The organism is Sulfurimonas sp. (genome assembly GCF_041583195.1).
GTDB lineage: Bacteria > Campylobacterota > Campylobacteria > Campylobacterales > Sulfurimonadaceae > Sulfurimonas.
Genome location: NZ_JBFHGL010000005.1, coordinates 140,254 through 161,707, shown reverse-complemented (window position 1 = coordinate 161,707; position 21,454 = coordinate 140,254). Strand labels below are relative to the sequence as shown.

General features: G+C 33.4%; 18 protein-coding genes. 10 read left to right on the top strand and 8 right to left on the bottom strand.

The window, feature by feature from the left end; all coding sequences use genetic code 11:
• Positions 1 to 40: 40 nt before the first annotated feature.
• Positions 41 to 1,663, bottom strand: coding sequence for a cation:proton antiporter (locus tag ABZA65_RS06685; RefSeq protein WP_373071934.1), 1,623 nt, complete (start codon positions 1,661 to 1,663; stop codon positions 41 to 43).
• 109 nt (positions 1,664 to 1,772) lie between these two features.
• Here ABZA65_RS06685 and ABZA65_RS06680 point away from each other — a divergent pair, with 109 nt between their 5' ends.
• From ABZA65_RS06680 to ABZA65_RS06655, 6 genes are all read left to right on the top strand, one after another.
• Complete coding sequence (locus ABZA65_RS06680) at positions 1,773 to 3,392, top strand: CTP synthase (RefSeq protein ID WP_373071932.1); 1,620 nt, start codon at positions 1,773 to 1,775, stop codon at positions 3,390 to 3,392.
• Positions 3,392 to 4,969, top strand: a complete 1,578-nt coding sequence (gene recJ, locus ABZA65_RS06675) for a single-stranded-DNA-specific exonuclease RecJ (protein WP_373071930.1) — start codon at positions 3,392 to 3,394, stop codon at positions 4,967 to 4,969. Before ABZA65_RS06680 ends, recJ begins: the two co-directional genes overlap by 1 nt.
• A 249-nt stretch (positions 4,970 to 5,218) precedes the next feature.
• The gene (locus ABZA65_RS06670; RefSeq protein ID WP_373071927.1) at positions 5,219 to 6,847 is read left to right on the top strand and encodes a DUF3373 family protein; all 1,629 of its coding nucleotides are present in this window, start codon (positions 5,219 to 5,221) and stop codon (positions 6,845 to 6,847) included.
• Positions 6,848 to 7,075: 228 nt separating this feature from the next.
• Positions 7,076 to 8,566 carry an NAD(P)/FAD-dependent oxidoreductase gene (locus tag ABZA65_RS06665; protein WP_373071925.1) on the top strand — a complete coding sequence of 497 codons (1,491 nt, stop codon included), beginning with the start codon at positions 7,076 to 7,078 and terminating at the stop codon, positions 8,564 to 8,566.
• A 135-nt stretch (positions 8,567 to 8,701) separates the two neighbouring features.
• Positions 8,702 to 9,019, top strand: a complete 318-nt coding sequence (locus tag ABZA65_RS06660) for a cytochrome C (RefSeq protein ID WP_373071923.1) — start codon at positions 8,702 to 8,704, stop codon at positions 9,017 to 9,019.
• 49 nt (positions 9,020 to 9,068) lie between these two features.
• Positions 9,069 to 11,186 carry a hypothetical protein gene (locus ABZA65_RS06655; protein ID WP_373071921.1) on the top strand — a complete coding sequence of 706 codons (2,118 nt, stop codon included), beginning with the start codon at positions 9,069 to 9,071 and terminating at the stop codon, positions 11,184 to 11,186.
• Here ABZA65_RS06655 and fliI read toward each other — a convergent pair whose 3' ends face one another.
• The 6 genes from fliI to ABZA65_RS06625 form a co-directional block, all read right to left on the bottom strand.
• Entirely contained in the window at positions 11,187 to 12,494 is a 1,308-nt protein-coding gene (gene fliI / locus ABZA65_RS06650; RefSeq protein WP_373071919.1) for a flagellar protein export ATPase FliI, read from the bottom strand.
• Between the two features lie 6 nt (positions 12,495 to 12,500).
• Positions 12,501 to 13,085, bottom strand: coding sequence for a GTP cyclohydrolase I FolE (gene folE, locus ABZA65_RS06645; RefSeq protein ID WP_373071917.1), 585 nt, complete (start codon positions 13,083 to 13,085; stop codon positions 12,501 to 12,503).
• Positions 13,086 to 13,294: 209 nt separating this feature from the next.
• Complete coding sequence (locus ABZA65_RS06640; RefSeq protein WP_373071915.1) at positions 13,295 to 13,483, bottom strand: DUF2892 domain-containing protein; 189 nt, start codon at positions 13,481 to 13,483, stop codon at positions 13,295 to 13,297.
• Between the two features lie 146 nt (positions 13,484 to 13,629).
• Positions 13,630 to 15,597, bottom strand: a complete 1,968-nt coding sequence (locus ABZA65_RS06635; protein WP_373071913.1) for a ribonuclease J — start codon at positions 15,595 to 15,597, stop codon at positions 13,630 to 13,632.
• A 31-nt stretch (positions 15,598 to 15,628) separates the two neighbouring features.
• Positions 15,629 to 16,417: a 16S rRNA (adenine(1518)-N(6)/adenine(1519)-N(6))-dimethyltransferase RsmA gene (rsmA, locus tag ABZA65_RS06630; RefSeq protein ID WP_373071911.1), complete on the bottom strand. Its 789-nt coding sequence runs from the start codon at positions 16,415 to 16,417 to the stop codon at positions 15,629 to 15,631.
• A 42-nt stretch (positions 16,418 to 16,459) separates the two neighbouring features.
• Positions 16,460 to 16,924 carry a CZB domain-containing protein gene (locus ABZA65_RS06625; RefSeq protein WP_373071909.1) on the bottom strand — a complete coding sequence of 155 codons (465 nt, stop codon included), beginning with the start codon at positions 16,922 to 16,924 and terminating at the stop codon, positions 16,460 to 16,462.
• A gap of 145 nt (positions 16,925 to 17,069) precedes the next feature.
• Here ABZA65_RS06625 and hisF point away from each other — a divergent pair, with 145 nt between their 5' ends.
• From hisF to ABZA65_RS06605, 4 genes are all read left to right on the top strand, one after another.
• Positions 17,070 to 17,828, top strand: coding sequence for an imidazole glycerol phosphate synthase subunit HisF (gene hisF / locus ABZA65_RS06620; RefSeq protein ID WP_373071907.1), 759 nt, complete (start codon positions 17,070 to 17,072; stop codon positions 17,826 to 17,828).
• Between the two features lie 76 nt (positions 17,829 to 17,904).
• Entirely contained in the window at positions 17,905 to 18,477 is a 573-nt protein-coding gene (locus ABZA65_RS06615) for a purine-nucleoside phosphorylase (RefSeq protein WP_373071967.1), read from the top strand.
• On the top strand, positions 18,474 to 19,550 hold the full coding sequence (rlmN, locus tag ABZA65_RS06610; RefSeq protein ID WP_373071965.1) for a 23S rRNA (adenine(2503)-C(2))-methyltransferase RlmN: 1,077 nt from the start codon (positions 18,474 to 18,476) through the stop codon (positions 19,548 to 19,550). The genes ABZA65_RS06615 and rlmN overlap by 4 nt, the downstream gene beginning before the upstream one ends.
• 166 nt (positions 19,551 to 19,716) lie before the next feature.
• The gene (locus ABZA65_RS06605) at positions 19,717 to 19,968 is read left to right on the top strand and encodes a hypothetical protein (RefSeq protein WP_373071905.1); all 252 of its coding nucleotides are present in this window, start codon (positions 19,717 to 19,719) and stop codon (positions 19,966 to 19,968) included.
• Between the two features lie 520 nt (positions 19,969 to 20,488).
• Here the strand turns inward: ABZA65_RS06605 and ABZA65_RS06600 are convergent.
• A complete protein-coding gene (locus ABZA65_RS06600; protein ID WP_373071903.1) occupies positions 20,489 to 21,409 on the bottom strand; it encodes an RluA family pseudouridine synthase in 921 nt (306 codons plus the stop codon).
• Between the last annotated feature and the right edge of the window lie 45 nt (positions 21,410 to 21,454).

Here is a 21,454-nt window from a genome sequence, read left to right as displayed (position 1 = left end):
CTGTAAAGAAGTAAAGTGTTAAGTCAGACGAGAACAGACATTATATTCTCATCTGACATACCATCATCTTATCAACCAATATTCTACCGACTTCGTATTTTCCATCAACTATAACATCGATATCAATACCTCTTAATTTATTTTTCTCATCTTGAGACACAACTTTAGCTATTAAATGTATATCTTTAGTATATTGACGAATAGTCTCACAAACGGCTTTTTTCTTATCTATATTATCTAACGTTACAATTACAGATGCACAATTCTCTGTATGTAGAGCTTCAATCATAGCTAGTTCTGACATATCACCCAAATACGCCTCTTTATTTTGTTTAAGTGCAAGTTGAACATTTTTTGGATTATTATCTATTATCACATACGGGAGTTTCATCTCATCCAAATGTTCTGCAACCGACTTACCAATATCACTGTACCCACAAACTATAATATGTCCCTCACGTGTTTTAAAAGCTTTTTCATCAAGCAATGCTATATAGTCATCTTTTATAAAACTATCGACAAAATGATTTATATGTGATATAAAAAATGGTGTGATCAGCATGGAAAATATCACTATTAAAAGTAGTAGTGATTCTAATTCTTTATCTATAAGTCCACCTACACTTGCCACTGCAAATATAACAAAAGAAAATTCACCTACCTGAGATATCGATAATGCAGTTTTAAGTGATGTTGAACTGTTAGTTGAAATTTTTAAGACCATAAAGGTGATCAAAGTTTTTAAAATTAGTACTAAAATAAATATTCCTATAATCAGTGCAACATTATCTAAAAAGTAAGATATATTTATTTTCATACCTACTACTATAAAAAAAGTACCTAAAAGTATGTCTTTAAACGGTGCTATATCATATTCGACTTTATGATGATACTTTGTCTCAGCTATCACCATACCCGCAACAAAAGCTCCAAGTGAATATGTGAAACCAAAATAAGATGCGAGTAATGATGCACTAATAACTATAAACAATACACTTCCCATAAAAAGCTCATCTTCTTCAGATGAAGCAGAAAAGTGAAGCAGCCAAGACACAACTTTTCTACCTATAAAAAACAAAATACCTACTACTATCAAAGCACTTATAACTGTGTCTTTAATAATAATCCATACAGAATGCTCAGCATCGTTTGTCAAAAAACCAAGTAAAATTAATAGTGGAATAACTGCGATATCCTGAAATATAAGTATCCCCGTTGCACGTTGGCCATATGGGGCATATATCTCTTTTGATGATTTTAAATACGAGAGAACTACTGCAGTAGATGATAATGCAAATGCGGTTGAGATAATTAAAGATGTAACAAAATCTAAGTTAAATATGAAAAAACATATGCTCAAAATAGCTAAAGCAGTAAATGTTGCCTGCATAAATCCATTTCCAAAGATCTCTTTTTTCATATTATTCATTTTAGAAAGGGAGATCTCAAGACCTATAGTAAACATCAAGAACACTATACCAAACTCTCCAATGTGCTCTAGGGTGTTAGACTGGCTAGAATCCTGAAGTCCAAAACTATAAGCCAAAATAGTACCTGTAAAAATATAGCCTATTATTTGTGACACACCTACTTTTTTCAAAAGTAGATTCAAAACTGTTGAAATTCCAAGTGCTAAAACTATTATAAATAAAACTTTATCCATATTTTATAATTATCCCTATTTTTATTCTCTATAAAAGTATATCTAAATAACTTTTTAAGTGCATTTGTTATATAATCGCGAAAAGATTTAAAATATGGAGACAATCGGCATGACGAAGTACATTTTTGTAACTGGAGGGGTTTTAAGTTCTCTTGGAAAAGGGATTACGGCTGCTAGTATTGGTACATTACTAAAGCACTCTGGCAAAAAAGTGGGTATGCTTAAAATAGATCCATATATCAACGTTGACCCTGGAACTATGAGTCCACTTGAACACGGTGAAGTTTTCGTTACAAAAGACGGGGCTGAGACAGATCTTGACATTGGTAACTATGAGCGTTTTTTAGATACATCTTATTTAAAAACTGCTAACTTCACGACTGGTCAAGTTTACTCAAGCGTTATCGAGCGTGAGCGTGCGGGTGGATACCTTGGTCAAACTATTCAAGTTATCCCACATATTGTTGGTGAAATTGTTAGCCGTATCAAAGAAGCAGGTGAAGGCCATGAAATCTTGGTTGTTGAGCTTGGTGGAACTGTTGGAGATATCGAAGGCTTGCCTTTTATGGAAGCAATCCGTCAAATGAAACATGATGAAGACGTGGCAGGGACATTTTTTGTTCATGTAACTCTAATTCCTTACATCAAAGCTGCAGGTGAATTAAAGTCTAAACCAACTCAGCACTCTGTTCAGGAACTTCGCCGTATCGGTATAACTCCGCAGATGATTATTGCAAGAAGTGAAAACCCGCTTCCAAAATCATTTAAGAAAAAACTTGCTATGAGCTGTGATGTTCATCAAGATGCTGTTATAGAAGCTAATGATGCAGCTAGTATCTATGATGTACCTATGAGCTTTTTAAGGCAAGGGATTTTAAATCCTATAGCTAAGAACTTAGAACTTGGTGAACTTAATCCTGACATGGAGGAGTGGGATTCTTTAGTTAAAAAGATTGTTCAGCCAAAAGGTAAAACAACTATTGGCTTTGTAGGAAAATATCTTGAACTTAAAGAAAGTTACAAGTCTTTAACAGAATCTCTTATTCATTCAGGTGCACACCTAGATGCGAGAGTTGAGATCTGCTGGGTTGATTCTGAAGAGATCGAAGACAAAGGTGCTGAAGCACTTTTAGCTGATTGTGATTCTGTATTAGTAGCTGGAGGATTTGGTAACCGTGGTGTAGAAGGTAAAATTCAGGCTATTGAATATGCACGTACAAATAAGATCCCATACCTTGGAATATGTCTAGGTATGCAGCTTACACTGATCGAGTATGCTAGAAATGTACTTGGTCTTGAAGATGCAAATTCGATAGAGTTTGATGAAAACTGTAAAAACCCTATGATCTACTTAATCTCTGATTTCTTAGATCAAAACGGTGAAGCTCAGCTTCGTACACACAACTCACCAATGGGTGGAACACTTCGTCTAGGCGAATACCCTTGTGAGACTAAAGAGGGTTCAATCCTACGTGAAGCTTACAATGGTGAGAAAATTATTTATGAGCGTCACCGCCACCGTTATGAAGCAAACCCTGCTTATAGAGAACAATTAGAAAAAGCTGGTATGATAGTTACTGGTGAATCAAATGGTTTAATTGAGACAGTTGAGATAAAAGATCACCCTTGGTTCTTAGGTGTTCAGTTCCACCCTGAATTTACTTCACGCCTGCAAACTCCAAACCCTTCAATACTTGCATTTGTTAAGGCGTCACTAGAAGCTCATTAGTGGAAGTTTTAGATAAATATAAAATCTTTGAACTTTTAAGTTCAAGATTTGATGAAGAAAAAAAACTCTCAGAGATCCCAAACCCCGCCCTTTTAAAAGACGGTCTAAAAGCCGCTTCAAGAATCGCAGAAGCTATTAAAAACAATCAAAAAATTACACTAGTTGGTGATTATGATGTAGATGGCGTTACATCGACTGCTATAATGAGTGATTATTTTAAACAAATTCCATACCCTTTAGAGACAATCATCCCAAATCGTTTTAACGATGGCTACGGTGTAAATCCGACTGTACTAGAACGTATAGAAACAGACCTTCTTATAACGGTTGACAATGGTATAGCTGCTATAGAGGCTGCACAAATCTGCAGGGAGCGTGGCATTGACCTGATTATTACAGATCATCATACACCTGGAGATACTCTGCCAGATGCATATGCTATAGTTGATCCAAAACTTGATGGATGTGAGTACCCTTTTAAAGAGATCTGTGGAGCCCAGGTAGCATGGCTTGTTTTGGGACTTGTAAAAAAAGAACTATCTTTAGATATAGATATGAAACAATTTTTGGACATACTTGCAATAGGTATTATTGCTGATGTAATGCCCCTAATTGATATTAACCGTACACTAGTTCGTGAAGGTTTAAAGGTCTTGACGCACTCAAAGCGTCCGGCATCTGTAATTATAAAAGACTATATAAACAAATCTACCGTTACAAGTGAAGATATTGCGTTTGGCATAGCTCCAAGAATAAATGCAGCAGGAAGACTCGAAGATGCTTCAATTGCATTAAAGTTTTTCACATCTACTGATCTAAATCAAGCATACAAATATTTCAATCAGCTTTCTCTTTTAAATGAAGAAAGAAAAGAGACTGAAGCCCACACTACAAAAGTAGCTGCTCAGTCTGTAAATGAAAATGACAGAATAATAGTAGTAGCAGGAGAAGATTGGCATGAGGGTGTCGTAGGTATAGTAGCTTCACGTCTAAGTGACAAGTATGGACGGCCAAGTATTGTACTAAATATAGAAGATGGAAAAGCAAAAGGGAGTGCTAGAAGTATAGGTGAAGTGAATATTTTTAAGCTCCTTGACCAAAATAAACATTTTCTAAATGGTTTTGGTGGTCATAAGATGGCAGCAGGTCTTAGTATCGATCAAGAATATATATATGAGTTTTCAAAAGCTATAAATCAAAGTGCTAAACATATACCTGATTCCGATTTTATACCAAAAGAAAATCTAATTGGAAAAATCGATACCAACTCTATAGATATGGAACTATTAAACATTTTTGATATGTTTGAGCCATATGGGGAAGCAAATAAACGCCCTACTTTTTTAATTGAGAACGCTTTTGTTGAAGATGTAAAAGTTTTCGGTCGTGAAAAAAATCATTCTAAAATAATACTAAAGCAAAATAAAAATGATATCTCTTCACTTGAACTAACTCTTTTTAAACAGGTTTTTGAATTACCTGAAGATAAAAAAATAACTCTCTCTTACACTATAAATAAAAATGAATGGAACAATAAGGTTAATATTCAATTACTTGTAAATAAAATCTACACATAGATATTAATTTATACTAATATGATACTTGCTCTATTATCTATTTTTATATAGAATAGTTACATTATCACAAAATCTCATACATTATATTATTTAATTATTCATAAGATTATCTAAAGTAATATAAATATTTCTTATGCTTACTTTTGTAACAATTTTTTTAAAATTTATCACTTTTTTATCACTTTTGTGTCAAATTTCTCTCCAGTTTGTGATATGATGATATGGAATTAAAAAAATGAAGGAATTCGAATGAAAAAAATAATCGCTCTTTCGGCTGTGGCTTTTTTAAGTACAGCAGTATATGCTGCAGATGCTGATCTTCAATCTCAAGTTGAACAGTTAAGCAAAAAATTAGAAAGATTAACTAAAAAAGTTGGTGAAGTAAATGCACAAGCTGCAAAAGATAATATCAAATTTGATGTTGACTTTCGTACAGCTGTTGATAAAATAGAATATGAAACACTTGGAACTGGCGCACTTGGAAAACAAACTTATAAAAATACTGGTGTTTGGTCTAACCGTTTATGGTTAAACATGGGTTATGCTCCAACTGATAATATGGTATTTAAAGGTCAACTAGCTTATAACAAAGCGTTTGGTGCAGCTCCAATAGGTGCAGCTGGAAGCTTTGCTGGTGGTGAAACTTTTAGTGTTCCACAAAGAGGTTTTGGTTTTGATACTTTTGACTGGATCTCAAGTGAAACTCTAAACGATGACAAAATCCGTGTAAGAGAAGCTTACTGGTTATGGATGCCAAAAATTGGTGATATCGGTTTCACTGCAAGTATCGGTCGTCGTCCATCTACTAATGGTTACTTAGCTAACTTACGTGAAGATGATCCAAAAGCAAAATCTCCACTAGGACACGTTATCAATATGGAATTTGATGGGGCTTCTGCTGGTATCAAACTTGACAAATATGTTCCTGGTATGATGTTTAAACTATGTCTTGGCCGTGGTTTAACTAATGCTAAAGCATGGGCTAATGAAGCAGATTTTACTTTATCAAGCTATATGAGTCCTACATCTCCTAGCTATATTGAAGACGCAAATGCTTTAGATACTATTGATATGTACGGATTTATCTTTGTTCCATATGATGATGGTCAATATGCACTTAAAACAACTTGGTACCGTGGTAAAAACGTACCTGGTATGGTTGGTAGCTTTACAATTGATGCTGCTGGACCTGCATTTGCAATGGATCAAAGCTGGGCTATGGATACTATAGGTGATATGGACGGTATGGCTGCATCATTAAAAATTGACGGTATCGGTAATGAGATCAGTGACTTTTTAGACGAAACAACTTTCTTTGCATCTTATGCAATGAGTAAATCTCGTCCTCACGCTCGTTCTGGTGATATGATGACTATGACACCTGCTGCTGGAGCTCTAATGGCTCTAATGCCGGCTGCTCAGCAACAAATGATGGGTTCTTTAATGTCAGTATTAGATACTGGTGCAATGATGGGTTCAGATAAAGAACAAACAGGTCACTCTTACTGGTTAGGAATTAACACTCCAAACTTAACTGGTGGTAGATTTGGTTTAGAGTACAACCATGGTGATAAGTACTGGAGACCATTTACATATGGTGAAGACACTTTAGTTGGTTCTAAACTTGCTACTCGTGGTTCTGCAATAGAAGCTTACTGGTCACAACCATTAATTGATGATGTATTCAGCATGCAAGTAAGATATACATCTATCAAATATGACTATACTGGTTCAAACGGTTTCTTTGGTGATGGTGGTACTCCATACTCTATGAGTGAAGCTAGACAACTTAACCAACTATTCGGTATGTTAGGTGGTGCATATGATCCAGTTGAAAAAGCTCAAGACTTAAGAGTTTACTTCCGTTATAGATATTAATATAACTTTAGAAAAAGCCTTTAAGGCTTTTTCTTATAATAATTATAAGCTATTCTTCTCAAATCCCCTATTTACCAATATTTCAAATATATGTATTATGTAAAAAACAGACACTTTATCACAATAATGTGATAACAATCTTTAAAATTGTTAAAATTTGTATTGTTTAAAAATGTATTAAGCTGATTACAAGTAAAATCAATTAATCTAATACATAAGGGAAATTATATGTCTAAAAATCAGATCTTAGAAGAGATTCTAAATGAAGTTGATAAGCATCCAGAGGTTATGTCTCGTCGTGACGCTTTAAAATTCATGAGTGTATCACCTGTTGCAGCATCAATCATGGCTGGAACAACTGTTGGAGCTGCTAGTGCGGTTGCTGCTGACGTTAAAGGTAAAATCGTTATCGTAGGTGGTGGTTTAGCTGGTATGAGTACTGCTGCTCGTCTTAACAATTCTATAAGCAATGCTGATATCACTGTAATTGAACCAGACCCAATGTCAGTTTCTTACCAACCTGGTCAAACTTTAGTAGGTGCGGGTATATGGGATAAAAGTGATATTCAATACAACAGAGATGAATTTGTACCAAGTGGTGTAAAACTAATCAAAGGTAGTGTTACTGCATTTGATCCTGACAACAACTCTGTTACTGTTGATGGTTCAAAAGAGATTAAATATGATCAAATGATCATAACAACGGGTGTTATATTAAATTATGGTGCTATCAAAGGTCTTGAAGGTGAGATCACTTCAAGTGGTGCTGATAATGCTGCTGTTAAAAACTCTGGTATTACTAAAGATGGATTACACTCAATCTACTTCCAAGACGGTGCAGAAGCTACTTGGAAAGGTATTGAAGAGTTAATTGAAAAAGCTAAAGCTCATAAGGGTCCTGAAAAACTACAAGCTGTATTCACTCACCCAAATACTCCTATTAAATGTGGTGGTGCTCCAAAGAAAATCATGTATCTTACAAATTCTCGTTTAGAAGAAGCTGGGGTTCGTGATAAAGTTGAATTAACTTTCTATCCAAACGGCGGTGGAATGTTTGGTATTAAAGATTACCATGATGCTATCGTAGAACAATTTAAAGCTCGTGACTTTAAATGGCACTATAAACATAACCTAGTAGAAGTTGACACAGCTAAAAAAATAGCTGTATTTGACAAACACTGGCAAGAAAAAGGTGCATACGATGAGGATTTAGAAGAGTACACTATGGTTACTAAACACGAGCGTGTAGAAGTACCATATGACTTTATGCACGTAACTCCACCTATGAAAGCTCCAGATGTAGTTGCAAACTCTGCAGTTGGTTCAGCAAAAGGTTGGGTTCCTGTAAATAAAGAGACTCTACAACACGTTAAATATAAAAACGTATGGTCTTTAGGTGATGTTGCTGCTGTTCCTATGGGTAAAACTGGTGGATCTGCACGTAAACAATACAAAGTAGTTGTAGATAATATGATTGCTGCAATGCAAGGTAAAGAATTAACTGCTAAATATGATGGATATACAGTATGTCCACTTATTACTAGCATCGGTACTGTTATGTTAGCTGAATTTAACTGGGCTTCAAAACCAGCTGGTTCAGGTGTTAATGCAGCATCATTCCCATTAGATCCAACTCAAGAGAGATGGATTTGGTGGTTATTAAAAGTTTATGCTCTAAAACCAATGACTATCCACGGTATGCTTTCAGGCCGTGCATAATCACATCCCCTTTTATGGGGATACTCTTCAATAATCTCTACACAGATTTCATAAATATCAAAAAATTATCAAAAATAATGCTATTTTTATTTTTTCGTGGTAAAATAAATAAATTTCAAATAGGAGAAACACGAAATGTCAAAAATGATTAAAATCGCTTTAGCAGCATTAGTTATGTTAACTATGAGTGCTACAACACTAAACGCAGACGTTGCAAAAGGTCAAAAACTATACCTTAAAAAATTAAAAGGTGCTTGTGGTATGAACGGTGCTAAAATGGCTACTAAACACTCTCAAGCTGAGTGGGAAGATGTTAAAGGAAACTTAGCAGAAGAGATCAAAAGTATTTGTCCAAAAGTTAAAGATAGCGCTTTAAAAGAAAAATATTTACAACACTACTTTGACTTTTTCTATGAGTATGCTAACGACAGTGGTAACGTTCCATCTTGTTAAGTACTTTTTGAACCCTTCTTGGGTTCATTTATAATTCGAGTTTATATTATTGTCAGAAATATTCGATTACATTAAGGCAAGATCCCTTATAACAAACCTCCAAAAAACAGATGACAACAACTTAGTATATTCTACAAAACTTCATGGTGCTAAACTTTTTTCTGCTGAAAACTGCAGTGTTAAAGCAAATTTTTCAAATCAATTTCTAAATCAAGACACAACAGCCGTAGCTTTTAATAACAACGGAAACCTTATTGCATTTTCAAACAATAAAACAATATATATAGCTGATCTTACAAAAAAAGAGATATTAAAAACTATAATAACAGATTCTAAAAAAATACAACTGCTTACATTTGATGAAACGTCAAACTACATCATTGCAGGAAACGAAAACGGAAGAGTTATACAATATAACTGTATAAGTTCATCTGCACTATCTAGATTATGCTCTTTTCCTTATAATGAGACAGATAGAAAAAGGATACGAAAAAACTATGTAAGTGCCTTTGCGATAAATAAAAATAGGCTTGCAACCAGTGGTCTTGGTGGTAGTATAATCATTATAGATATGTATTCAAGAGCAAACAAAATAGTTCTTCACAACTCACGTTCACGAATTAATGCACTACACTTTATTGACGATAACACTTTAATAAGCGGGAATTTTGACGGTTTGATCACTATTTATTCCATAAAAGAAAAGAAAATTTTAGCTGAGATAGAAACACCTCTTATAAGGATTCGTCAGATCATATCAATGCCTAACCCTAACTATATTATGGTCTGCTCAAACAGTAATTTTATAAGCATAGTCGATATTAAAAAACACAAAATGCTCCATCACAACTACATAGAGTTTAACGACAGTGTGATCAAGCTTGCAAATATAGATGATAAAAATGTAGCTGTGGCACTTAAAAACGGAATGATCCATAAAATAGAATTAAGTACAGGTGAGAATATAAAATCTTTTATACTGCATAACTCTTTAGACAAAGCATATAAACTTATAGATAAAGAACCTATGTTAAAAGATACAAAAGAGTATCATGAGCTTGAAAAAATATATAAAGGTATATACAAAAAAGCCATTGTAGCTTTAATTAATCAAAATATATCCATGGCAAAAGAACTACTGGATATGTTTATTGATTTACCGTCAAAAAGACATGAGATTAGTTCCTTATTTATTGCATTTAAAAACTACAATAATCTAAAAGTGCTTTATGTAGGGAAAAAAATCTCTGTTATATATGCACTTGTATCAAGATATCCTGAACTTGAGCATACACCTATTTTTAAAAAAGTTGAAGAGTTTTGGAGAGATGATTTTAAAAATGCTCAACGTCAGATGCTGCAAGGAAAAATAGGAAAAGCAAATTTTTTACTAGATAAATACAAAACAATTCCTGCAAAAAAAGAGATGGTTAACTTAGTACTAAATCAAAATAAAGAGTTCATACAGTTTATTTTGGCTCTGGATAAAAAAGATTATGCCTTAGCGTCACAAATGAGTAAAAAAAATAAACTACTTACTAAAGCGCCTAGCTATAAAATACTTGAAAATGAGATAGAGTATAAAATAGATCAAATAAAAACTTTTATATATCAAGGTGATACACAAAAAGCTAAAATTGCGATATCTATAATAGAAAATGTCCCTCATTTAAAAAAACAAATAGAATATTTTTTAAAAGAATGCGAACACTTAGAACTATTACAAAAATATTATGAAAAAAATGATTTTAAAAGGTGTTATGAAACTCTGGATATGTACCCTTATCTATATACCACAGAGCTTGGTGAAATGCTTGAAAAGCATTGGAAAGGGATCATCCAAAAGTGTGAACATTATGCTATGAAAGGCAATGTTTCAGATATAAAGAAAACTCTTGGTGAGCTTATGATGTTAGAAGGAAGGGTAGACAAAGTAGGAGATCTGTTTAGATTATCGTTTCACGTCAGAATGAAAGTTTACTTTTCTAAACGTTCTTTTAAAGAGTTTGAAAAACTGATATATACATATACTGATACTTTTGGACTTGATCATGAAGTTAGCCAGCTAATGAAAAAATATGAACTTAAAACAAAACAAAAGCTAGCTATAACTCAAGACGTAACAACAAACAGAAACTCTTGGCTATATTCAGACTTTGTAAAATAATCAGCTTTTGATTATACCTGTAATCTCTTCAACCGTTTGATCATAAGGTACTATATCATCTGAACGCTGTTTTAAAAACTGCTCCATTGCATCTTTTTTATTTATTGCTTCATCTAACTCAGGGTCAGTACCTTTAGTATATGCACCAATACGGATTAACATCTCATTTTCTTTTAAAAGGGTATACATTCTTCTAAACTTCATAACTGCATCCATATGCTCTGTTGTCACGATGTCATTCATAACCCTAGAAGCAGAGTTTAGTATATGAATAGGTGGATATATACCAAAGTCTGTAAGCTCACGTGATAGCACTATATGACCATCTAAAATAGACCTACTCTGATCAGCTATTGGGTCACCCATATCATCACCCTCAATAAGTACCGTAAAAAATGCAGTAATACTACCCTTGCCTGCTTCTTTTCCTGCACGCTCCATTAACTGTGGTAAAAGTGTTAGAGACGATGGTGGATAACCTTTTGATGTAGGTGGCTCACCCAAAGCCAGACCAATCTCACGCTGAGCCATGGCAAACCTTGTTACAGAATCCATAATAAATAAAACGTCTTGCCCTTTATCTTTAAAATACTCTGCAACACTCATAGCTGAAAATGCACCATATTTACGCATAAGTGGTGAATCATCACTTGTAGCTACAATGATAACTGTATTTGTAAGATCTCCACCAAGATTTTTTTCTATAAACTCAGGAACCTCACGCCCACGCTCACCGATAAGTGCTACAACTTTAACAGGCGCATCTGCACCACGAACTATCATCCCCATCAGAGTTGATTTCCCTACCCCGCTTCCTGCAAAAATACCAAGTTTTTGACCTTTTCCGCAAGTTAGAATTCCATCTATAGTTTTTACACCTACGCTGAATACTTCATCGATCATCCCACGTTTCATAGCAGGAATAGGGTCTTTTATAATAGGAGCTAATTTGGTATTCTTTATAGGTCCCTTACCGTCTATAGGCTGCATAAACGGATTTACAACACGTCCTATAAGACCATCACCTACATCTATATTTAAACCGTTGGAATCTAAATATACTTTATCACCAGCACGAAAGCCTTCAACGAAACGAAACGGGGTTATATAAAAAGTCCTGCCATCAATCTCAGTTACCATACCAACCGTCTCTTGCCCTGTATAGTTTGATATAATTCTTACCATATCGGATATGCTTACATTTAGTCCAGTTGCAGTAATAACCGTAGCATTTATTTTAACTACTTCACCAAAATGTGTTGAGTGATTAACAGATGATAGTTTTTCTTTTAGGGAACTAAACGGCATAGTATCTTAGTATCTTGTTCCGGTTGGAGAGTTTATTAAAGAGAAAAATTCGCTTCTTGTTTTTTCATCTTTTTTAAATAATCCGCGTAGTGCGCTTGATGTTGTAGTAGAGTTAATCTTTTCAACTCCACGCATCTCCATACACATATGACGTGCCTGAATTACAACAGCTACACCTTTTGGATTTATTGTCTCCATTATTGCATCAGCTATCTGCTCAGTAAGTTGCTCCTGTATCTGCATACGACGAGCAAATACATTTACAACGCGAGGTATTTTTGAAAGACCGACAACTTTTCCATCTGGAATATAAGCTACATGTACACGACCTATTATCGGTAATAGATGATGTTCACAAGTTGAATAGAACTCAATATCTTTTATTAGAACCATCTCATCATTACTTGTTGAAAACATAGCAGATTCAAGTATCTCTTTTGGATCTTCTTTGTATCCGCCATAAATAAATTCATATGCTTTTCTAACACGTTTTGGAGTATCTAATAGACCTTCACGATTAGGATCTTCTCCAACATGTTCCATCATGGTTTTAACGGCGTTTTCAAACTGTATATCTTTACTATCAGACACTATGTAACCTTTGAAGTTTAATAAGGAAATTATACAATAATTTTTTGCTCGATAAAACCGTATTTTTCAAGCTTTTTAAACAAAGATCTTTATTTATATTCTTTTGAATAAGTTCCTTTTTATCATCATTTAACTCATTAAAAAAAATAAAATTATATAACTTTATAACCATCCCTAAAGTGTTTGGGATGATCATAATTAAGCTCACTCTATTTTTTACATCCAGTATCTATTTTAAATATTGAATATAATGGACAAAAACCTACTGCACCAGTAATTAAAGGGATTAAACCAATTAGAGATAATAATGTCATATCAGCTAGTAAACCATATGCAATTAAAGCAACCCCTACAACTATTCTAATAATTCTATCTATCTTTCCTGTATTAAAACACATTTTCAATCCTTTATTTGATATAGAGTAATTATACACAAATATTATTTTTTATAATATACTAGAGTAATTAGAGAAAAAGCAGAAGTAGGTATTCTTTTAGTTAGTATCTAATGCCGGGTAGAACCCAGCAGTTATTTTAAAATTGCTTATTGAACAAAAACGTGTGGAACAATAAGAGGATATTTTTTCATTTTTCTGTAGATGTGTTTACGAACGACTTGACGTAAGTCATTCTCTAACGCACGGCCATTTTCTAATAAACCGTCTTTAATATGTAATAAGAAGTGCTCTAGAACCTCTTCCATCTCTTTAGCAAAAGCTTTATCATGCTTGTCAGCTACTAGACCAAATGATGTAACTTTTGGTTTTGAAAGCATCTTAGCGTGTTGTCCATCAACCTCTGCAATAAGCATAACAATACCATCTGATGCAAGTTTTTGACGATCAAGTACGATATCATCTTCGATTTTATGGTTGTTTTGGTTATCGATATAAGTTTTACCTGATTTAACCGTTTTAACTTTTCTCATATATTTCGGAGCTACCTCTATAGAGTCACCATCATTCATAATATAGATATTTCTCTCAGGAATCCCACACATTACAGCTGTCTCTTTATGACGCATAACGTGGTTATACTCACCATGAACAGGTAGGAAAAACTTAGGATTAGTAAGGCGTAACATAAGTTTTTGCTCTTCAATAGATGCGTGACCTGAAACGTGAATATCTTTATCGTTAGAAATTTTTGCACCTGCACGTTGTAAATGGTTTAACATACCTGAGATACTTCCCTCATTACCTGGAATAGCACGTGATGAAAGAACTATTAGGTCTGTTGGCTTGATCTTAATATGTCTGTGTTCACCTATACTCATTCTAAATAGAGCAGAACTTGGTTCACCCTGTGAACCTGTTGTAACGATCAGTACATCTTTATCATTCATGTGTGCAACTTGTTCAGGTTCAACGAATGCATTTTTAGGAAGTTTTACATAATCATACTGCATAGCTATTTCTATGTTTCTCTCCATTGAGCGTCCTATTACACAGATCTTACGTCCATATTTAATACCGTACTGTATAGCTTGCTGAACACGGTGAATGTTTGAACTAAACGTTGAAAGAATTACACGACCCTCAGCTTTGCTAAATACACGATCTAATGCCGGAGCTACACTTAACTCTGATGGTGTCGGTAGTGGATTATAAGAGTTAGTAGAATCACTTAAAAGACATAAAACTCCCTTATCTCCATAGTAAGCAAGTCTATGTAAATCTGCAGGATAACCATCAACTGGAGTGTGATCTATTTTAAAGTCACCAGTGTGAATAACCGTACCGGCATCTGTTGTAATAGCTAATGATGAACTATCTATAATAGAGTGAGTCATGTGCATCCACTCTATTTTAAAATCTTCACCAATGTCATAAACTTTTCTTTTCTCAATTGGATTGAAAAATCTTCTATGCTCTTTTATATGATGTTCATCAAACTTATTACCGATCATTGCTAACGGCAATGGCGTACCATAAATTGGAAATTGCATCTCTTTATATAGATAAGGCATAGCACCGATGTGATCTTCGTGAGCGTGAGTGATGATTACAGCTTTAATTTTATCTTTTATTTCACGAATATATGAAAAATCGGGTACTAATATATCTACACCATGCATATCTTCATCTGGGAAACTCATACCAACATCAACAAGAATTGCTTCTTTTTGAGTCTCAAAAACAGTTATATTTCCACCGATTTCACCTAAACCACCAAGTGGAGTGATACGAATTTTGTCTTTTGAGTTTAAGTCAAGTTTGAAGTGTGGATTTAATCTTTGTTTGTGACCTTCCTGATTAAGAGTAACAAACTTTTTAAGATTTTCATCTACAGGTGTAGACTGGCGACGACGTCCACCGCGATTACCACCACTATTTTTACTACGGTTTTGATTATTTTTAGAATTAGGTTTTGAATCTTTACTTTGATTATTATTACTATTATTGTTGTTTCTATTATTTCTATTATTTGGTCTACGGTTTTGATTTGGCTTTTTAGCCTCTTTTACGTTGCCATTTACTTCTGGCTCTATTACGTTACCATTATTTTCCATCCAAACTCCTTTTGCAGGCAGTGCCCACTTTTTATTTTATTTTTTTATAGAGTTGGTGATAGTCCTGAGTGCTAACCTGATGAGGACGAATCGTTAATGTAAGATTTAGGCTTTCAAAGGCCTCTTGAAGTTTCACTTTTTCATATTTTGAAGATAAGTTTTTCATCAAAGTCTTTCTAGGCTGCGTAAATGCAACTCTTAGCAAATCCTCGAAATCCTTGTCAGATCTATCTTTATCTTTTTCAATTAAAAAAACTGCAGAATCAATTTTTGGAGGTGGTTCAAAAGCAGTCGGTGGGACTTTTACAACTATTTTTGCCATCCCTACACTTTGAGTTATTATACCCAAAGAACCAAATACCTTTTCTCCAGCCTCAGCACAAAATTTTTCTGCTACTTCAAGCTGAGTCATTACAAGAATATTTTTACACATTGTATCAGCGAGTGCTTTTAGGATAATATTAGTGGCTATATAATATGGCAGGTTTGCTACCAGATCATACGGCTCATCTATTAAATTTCCATTTGAGCTACTCTGCCAAGCAGTGAGCACGTCCCCACAATTTAGGTGGAGTTGCTTGGTATTGATCTCTTCTTTAAACTTTTCTTGTAAAATCTTACATAAATCGGTATCGACCTCAAAAGCTTCTACACTTTCGACATCTACTAAATATTTAGTTAAATCACCTAAGCCAGGCCCAATTTCAACAATTTTATTTTTATTTTTGGGCTTCGATTGGATGATTTTGTGTAATACACTCTCATCTTTTAAGAAATTTTGTCCAAATTTCTTCTTAGCTACTACGCTATTCTCATTCATAAACATGAGTTTATCTGAAGTTAGCTTATATAAAGTTAATAACTAAACAAGTTCCCTTATCTTTTCATCAGGAACAGCTAGTAGCCTTCTCTCTAACCTATTAATCTCATCTAAAAGTTTTTTAGATACTGTTTCGAGCTTGTCATAATAATCTAAGGCTCTTATCGATTCCTCTTGAGTTATTTTTTTCTTAGTACCGAAAATCTTTGATAATAAGCCACCACTTTGTTTAGAAAAATATATATGGAATATATTCATATATATGTCATGAAGTTCAGAGTGTAACTCTTCTATAGCAACCATGCACTCAACAGGATTATTCGATAAAGCATTTAAAACCTGCCCATCTCCATAGAACCATTTTCCAAATTTACACTCAGTTGAATCAACCGGAATTGCATCTTTTTCAACCTCTATACCATTAATTAAAAGTTTGGCTTTTTGTACCCATTTTATATGAGCGCTTTTTGCAGCTCTTAGATGCTCGATTATCTGATCTTTTTCCATATAATCAACCTTTTTAAACAAATTATAATATTATAACTTTTTTTTATCATTTTAACAATGCTATTATTAAATTTATTTTTATATCCACATAACAAAGTATAAGGAAAAAGTTGTATAATTCATTTATTATATATAAGGTGTAAATTTGAACTATTTTGCAAAAAGAATTATCCCATGTCTAGATGTTAAAGACGGTAGAGTTGTAAAGGGTGTTAATTTTGTTGGTTTAAAAGATGCAGGCGATCCTGTTGAAGTTGCAAAACGTTATAATGAAGAGGGTGCAGATGAGATCACTTTTTTAGACATTACTGCATCTAGTGACAATCGCGAAACTATAGTAGATATAGTAGCAGAAGTTGCACGTGAAATATTTATACCTTTAACTGTCGGCGGTGGTATACGTAAACTTAATGATATTTACAAACTTTTAAATGTAGGATGCGACAAAGTAAGTGTAAACTCAGCAGCTATAAAACGTCCGGAGTTAATAGACGAAGGTGCTAAGCGTTTTGGTTCTCAGTGTATAGTAACTGCTATAGATGTTAAAAAAACCGGTGACAAATACAATGTTTATCTAAACGGTGGTCGTGTTGATACAGGTATTGATGCTGTAGAATGGGCTAAGGAAGTTGTAGAGCGTGGAAGTGGTGAAATACTTTTAACATCTATGGATGCTGATGGTACAAAAGCGGGCTTTGAGCTTAACATTACAGAACAGATCTCAAAGGCTGTAAACGTTCCTGTAATTGCAAGTGGTGGAGCAGGTACTATGGAGCACATAAAAGATGCATTTGAACACGGTGCCGATGCAGCACTAGCAGCAAGTATATTTCACTACAAAGAGATCGATATAATGGATCTAAAACATTATCTACATAATGAAGGGATACCTGTAAGACTTTAAGTCTTTTCAGTTTCACGAGTAATATTTAATATGTTTGAGCTATCAAGAGCAAAATGTTTCATGTGAAACATTTAAATTGCTAAAGTTAAACTACAAAGGATTTATCATTATTATCTGCGCCGGAAATAACGAAACTTTTGATTTTGCAACTCCAATGGGAGTAGGGCTTATAGAGTCAGCTATGAATATAACTAGGCTTTGTTTATTTGACAAACCTGAATTCTTGTTATTTGTAGGTACTGCAGGTAGTTATGGAAATCATAATATTTTAGATATTGTTGAATCTAAAACAGCTGCCAATATTGAACTTTCTTTTTTAGACTCTTGTGCTTATACACCACTTGACAATGTAGTATCAACTAACACAACTAACATAAAAGATGTTATTGTAAATTCATCTAACTACATATCAACTTGTGAAGAAAAAACAAAAAAGTTTTTAAAGTTAGGACTTGAAATTGAGAATATGGAATTTTATTCAGTTTTAAAAATAGCAGAGGAGTTTAATATACCTGCAGGTGGAGTTTTTTGTATAACAAACTATACAAATAAAGATGCCCATAAAGATTTTATAAAAAATCATAATGAAGCAAAAAAGCTTTTAGAAATACATGTAAAAAATAGGATTAAGGAGCTAACATCAGTATAACAGAATTAAAACCAACGCTTCTTGATTTTACAAAAGAGGAATTGCTTGGAATTATAAAACCATCGTTTCGTGTAAAACAGATTCTAGGTTGGTTATATCATAACTATGCATCTACATATGATGACATGAAAAATATTCCCAAGTCTTTAAAAGAGGAATTAGCACAAAAATATATAGTTAGTCCTCTAAAAATAGTTAAAAAAGAAGAATCATCAGATGGAACTATAAAGTATCTATTTGAACTACAAGACGGAAAAACTGTAGAAGCAGTTTGGCTAAAGATGAAAGATGATATTTATGATGATTCTGGAAAACTAATACATGAAGCTAAGTATACTATATGTGTATCTACGCAAGTTGGATGCAAAGTAGGGTGCTCATTTTGTTTAACGGCAAAAGGTGGCTTCACAAGAGACTTGTCTGCAGGTGAAATAGTAGGGCAGGTCGTAGCTCTAAAACGTGATAATGATCATAAACATAACCGTAAAATCAATATAGTATATATGGGTATGGGTGAACCGCTTGATAATTTAACTAATCTTGCAAAAGCGATAGAGATCTTTAAAGAGGAAGATGGTCTTGCAATTAGCGGTAAACGCCAAACTGTCTCAACTAGTGGCTTAAGTAATAAAATAGATCAGCTAGGAGCTATGGATCTAGGTGTACATATAGCAATATCACTTCATGCGGTAGACGATGAACTTAGAACTGAGCTTATACCTATGAATAAAGCTCATAACATTAATTCTATCATTGAGGCTGTTAAACGCTTTCCAATAGATACACGTAAACGTGTTATGTTTGAATACCTTGTTATAAAAGATAAAAATGACGATATAGCATCTGCTAAAAAGCTTGTAAAACTTTTATCAGGGATAAAAGCAAAAGTAAATCTAATATACTTTAATCCTTATCCAGGTACTACATATGACAGACCTGAATTAAAAGATATGATTAACTTCCAAGAGTATCTGGTTAAACATGGGTTATTGTGTACAATACGTGATTCAAAAGGTATAGATATTTCAGCTGCATGTGGACAGTTAAAAGAAAAAGAAAAGGAAGAAATATAATGGGTGCTATAGAGATATTTCAAATAATTTTTTTAATAGTAGTATTTGCTGTTGGTGTAATTGGTTTTCTTAAAGCTGCTACATCAAAAGACTCTGAAGAAGATTAATGTTTACACTGTGTTATCATAATATGATAGAATAGATTTAAATTTAAAAGGAAAACTGTATGTCTAGTGAAAGAAAAAAAACTAATACTGATCGTATTAAACGTATATATGAACTATGTGAAGACCATTTTGGTAACACTCTTTTTGTAGGTGTTAAATACCATAAACAGATTGGATGGGTAGCTAAAGTTCAATTTGAAGATAATATAAACTTTGGTAACTTAACTGCTGATGGTGACGATGCTACTGATGCTCTACGTAAATTAAAAAAGCGTGTTAAGAAGATTATTAAAAGATACAATAACGTATAGTTATTAAACGCTTACTTCTAAATAAGTAAGTTAAATTCTACCTCGAAGAATACATTCCAAACTAATCGTTCATCGGGCTATATTTTACAAGTAAAATATGCTCCTCTTTACTGTTTGTGAATGCAAAACGACCAACACACCAGGGAGGTCGTTCTTAGATGTAATAATACCCTCTTTTTCTTACAAAAAAATTATCCAAAGTTATCTAAAAATATTTCTTAAAATTTTATAATAGATAATAAAATGTTTACAATTTGTAATAAATGTGAATTATTCACACATTGTTCTAACTTGTGAATAAAACTAAACTTTATTATAAGTAAATTTGAAAATTTTGGATTTATTTAAGAGTTTTTTTATCTAAATTCACACTTAATTTCAATAGCTTTAACACAACTTAAAGCCCATAATATAGGGACCTACATCGATTGTGATAATAAAAAAAAACAACCTGAATATTTGATACTTAAAACTGCTTAAAAGTTATTCACATTAGATTTATAAAACAAATAATAACTGCTTATTTTTTGTTACTACTTATAACTTTATTCACTTCATCTAAAAAAATATCTGAACTCTTTATATTATATGTATTACCGTACAGTTCAAATTCTAATTCGCAGGCATGAAGCATAAGTCTTGATGAACCACTCAGTTCTATTCTTTCATCTTCTGATATCTCTTTATCTAAAAACCTAAGAACATTAGTTTCTTCCTGTCCATAAATTGGATCTCCAACTATTGGATGTTTCACGTGGAACAAATGTACACGAATTTGATGTTGCCTACCAGTATACGGTTTACACTCAACTAAAGTCATATCTTTTTCAGCAAAATACTTTAAAGGTTTGAAATGTGTTTTAGAAGCCTTACCTTCTTCGTGGACTTTAACAACCATTCTAACTATAGCGCTATGATCTTCACGTCTTAACAATGGTTCTTCTACTGTGATCTCTTCTTTAAACTCTCCATGAACTAAAGCTAAATATGTTTTTTGCATATCGCGAAATTCAAACATTGCTTTGATATCTTTTTCACTTTGTTTATCTCTAGCACAAAGTACAAGTCCGCTTGTCTCTTGATCAATTCTATGAGCTATATTTGCTTCGAGTCCAAACTGATATTTTAATTCATCTACTAAAGAGTATTCTGTATTTCTATTTTGAGGATGAATTAAAACTCCACTTGGTTTATCAAATACAACAAACTTATCTTCAACTGTTACAGGTTTTAAACCTCTAGTACTTGGTTCGTATACTACAAACTCAAATTCACCTTCAACTTCAGCTGTTGGAATTGTCATAGGCTTGCCATCTATAAATAATCTTCCATTAGCAATATGTCGCTGTGAGTCTCTTTGAGATATACCAAGTTCATCTATTAAAAATTTAAAAGCTCTTTGTTTTGTAGGAGAGTAAAAACGCTTTAGTTTAAATGGCAAGTGTTTACCTTTTATAATTAATCGTATCTTTACATACATTTTTGT

Excerpts from the sequence above, each read along its gene's own strand:
- ABZA65_RS06605 (WP_373071905.1), top strand. The coding sequence starts at position 19,717 with ATGTCTAGTGAAAGAAAAAAAACTAATACTGATCGTATTAAACGTATA.
- ABZA65_RS06670 (WP_373071927.1), top strand. The coding sequence starts at position 5,219 with ATGAAAAAAATAATCGCTCTTTCGGCTGTGGCTTTTTTAAGTACAGCA.
- ABZA65_RS06625 (WP_373071909.1), bottom strand. The coding sequence starts at position 16,924 with ATGGAAAAAGATCAGATAATCGAGCATCTAAGAGCTGCAAAAAGCGCT.
- ABZA65_RS06685 (WP_373071934.1), bottom strand. The coding sequence starts at position 1,663 with ATGGATAAAGTTTTATTTATAATAGTTTTAGCACTTGGAATTTCAACA.
- ABZA65_RS06635 (WP_373071913.1), bottom strand. The coding sequence starts at position 15,597 with ATGGAAAATAATGGTAACGTAATAGAGCCAGAAGTAAATGGCAACGTA.
- ABZA65_RS06660 (WP_373071923.1), top strand. The coding sequence starts at position 8,702 with ATGTCAAAAATGATTAAAATCGCTTTAGCAGCATTAGTTATGTTAACT.
- fliI (WP_373071919.1), bottom strand. The coding sequence starts at position 12,494 with ATGCCGTTTAGTTCCCTAAAAGAAAAACTATCATCTGTTAATCACTCA.
- rsmA (WP_373071911.1), bottom strand. The coding sequence starts at position 16,417 with ATGAATGAGAATAGCGTAGTAGCTAAGAAGAAATTTGGACAAAATTTC.
- ABZA65_RS06640 (WP_373071915.1), bottom strand. The coding sequence starts at position 13,483 with ATGTGTTTTAATACAGGAAAGATAGATAGAATTATTAGAATAGTTGTA.
- ABZA65_RS06680 (WP_373071932.1), top strand. The coding sequence starts at position 1,773 with ATGACGAAGTACATTTTTGTAACTGGAGGGGTTTTAAGTTCTCTTGGA.
- ABZA65_RS06665 (WP_373071925.1), top strand. The coding sequence starts at position 7,076 with ATGTCTAAAAATCAGATCTTAGAAGAGATTCTAAATGAAGTTGATAAG.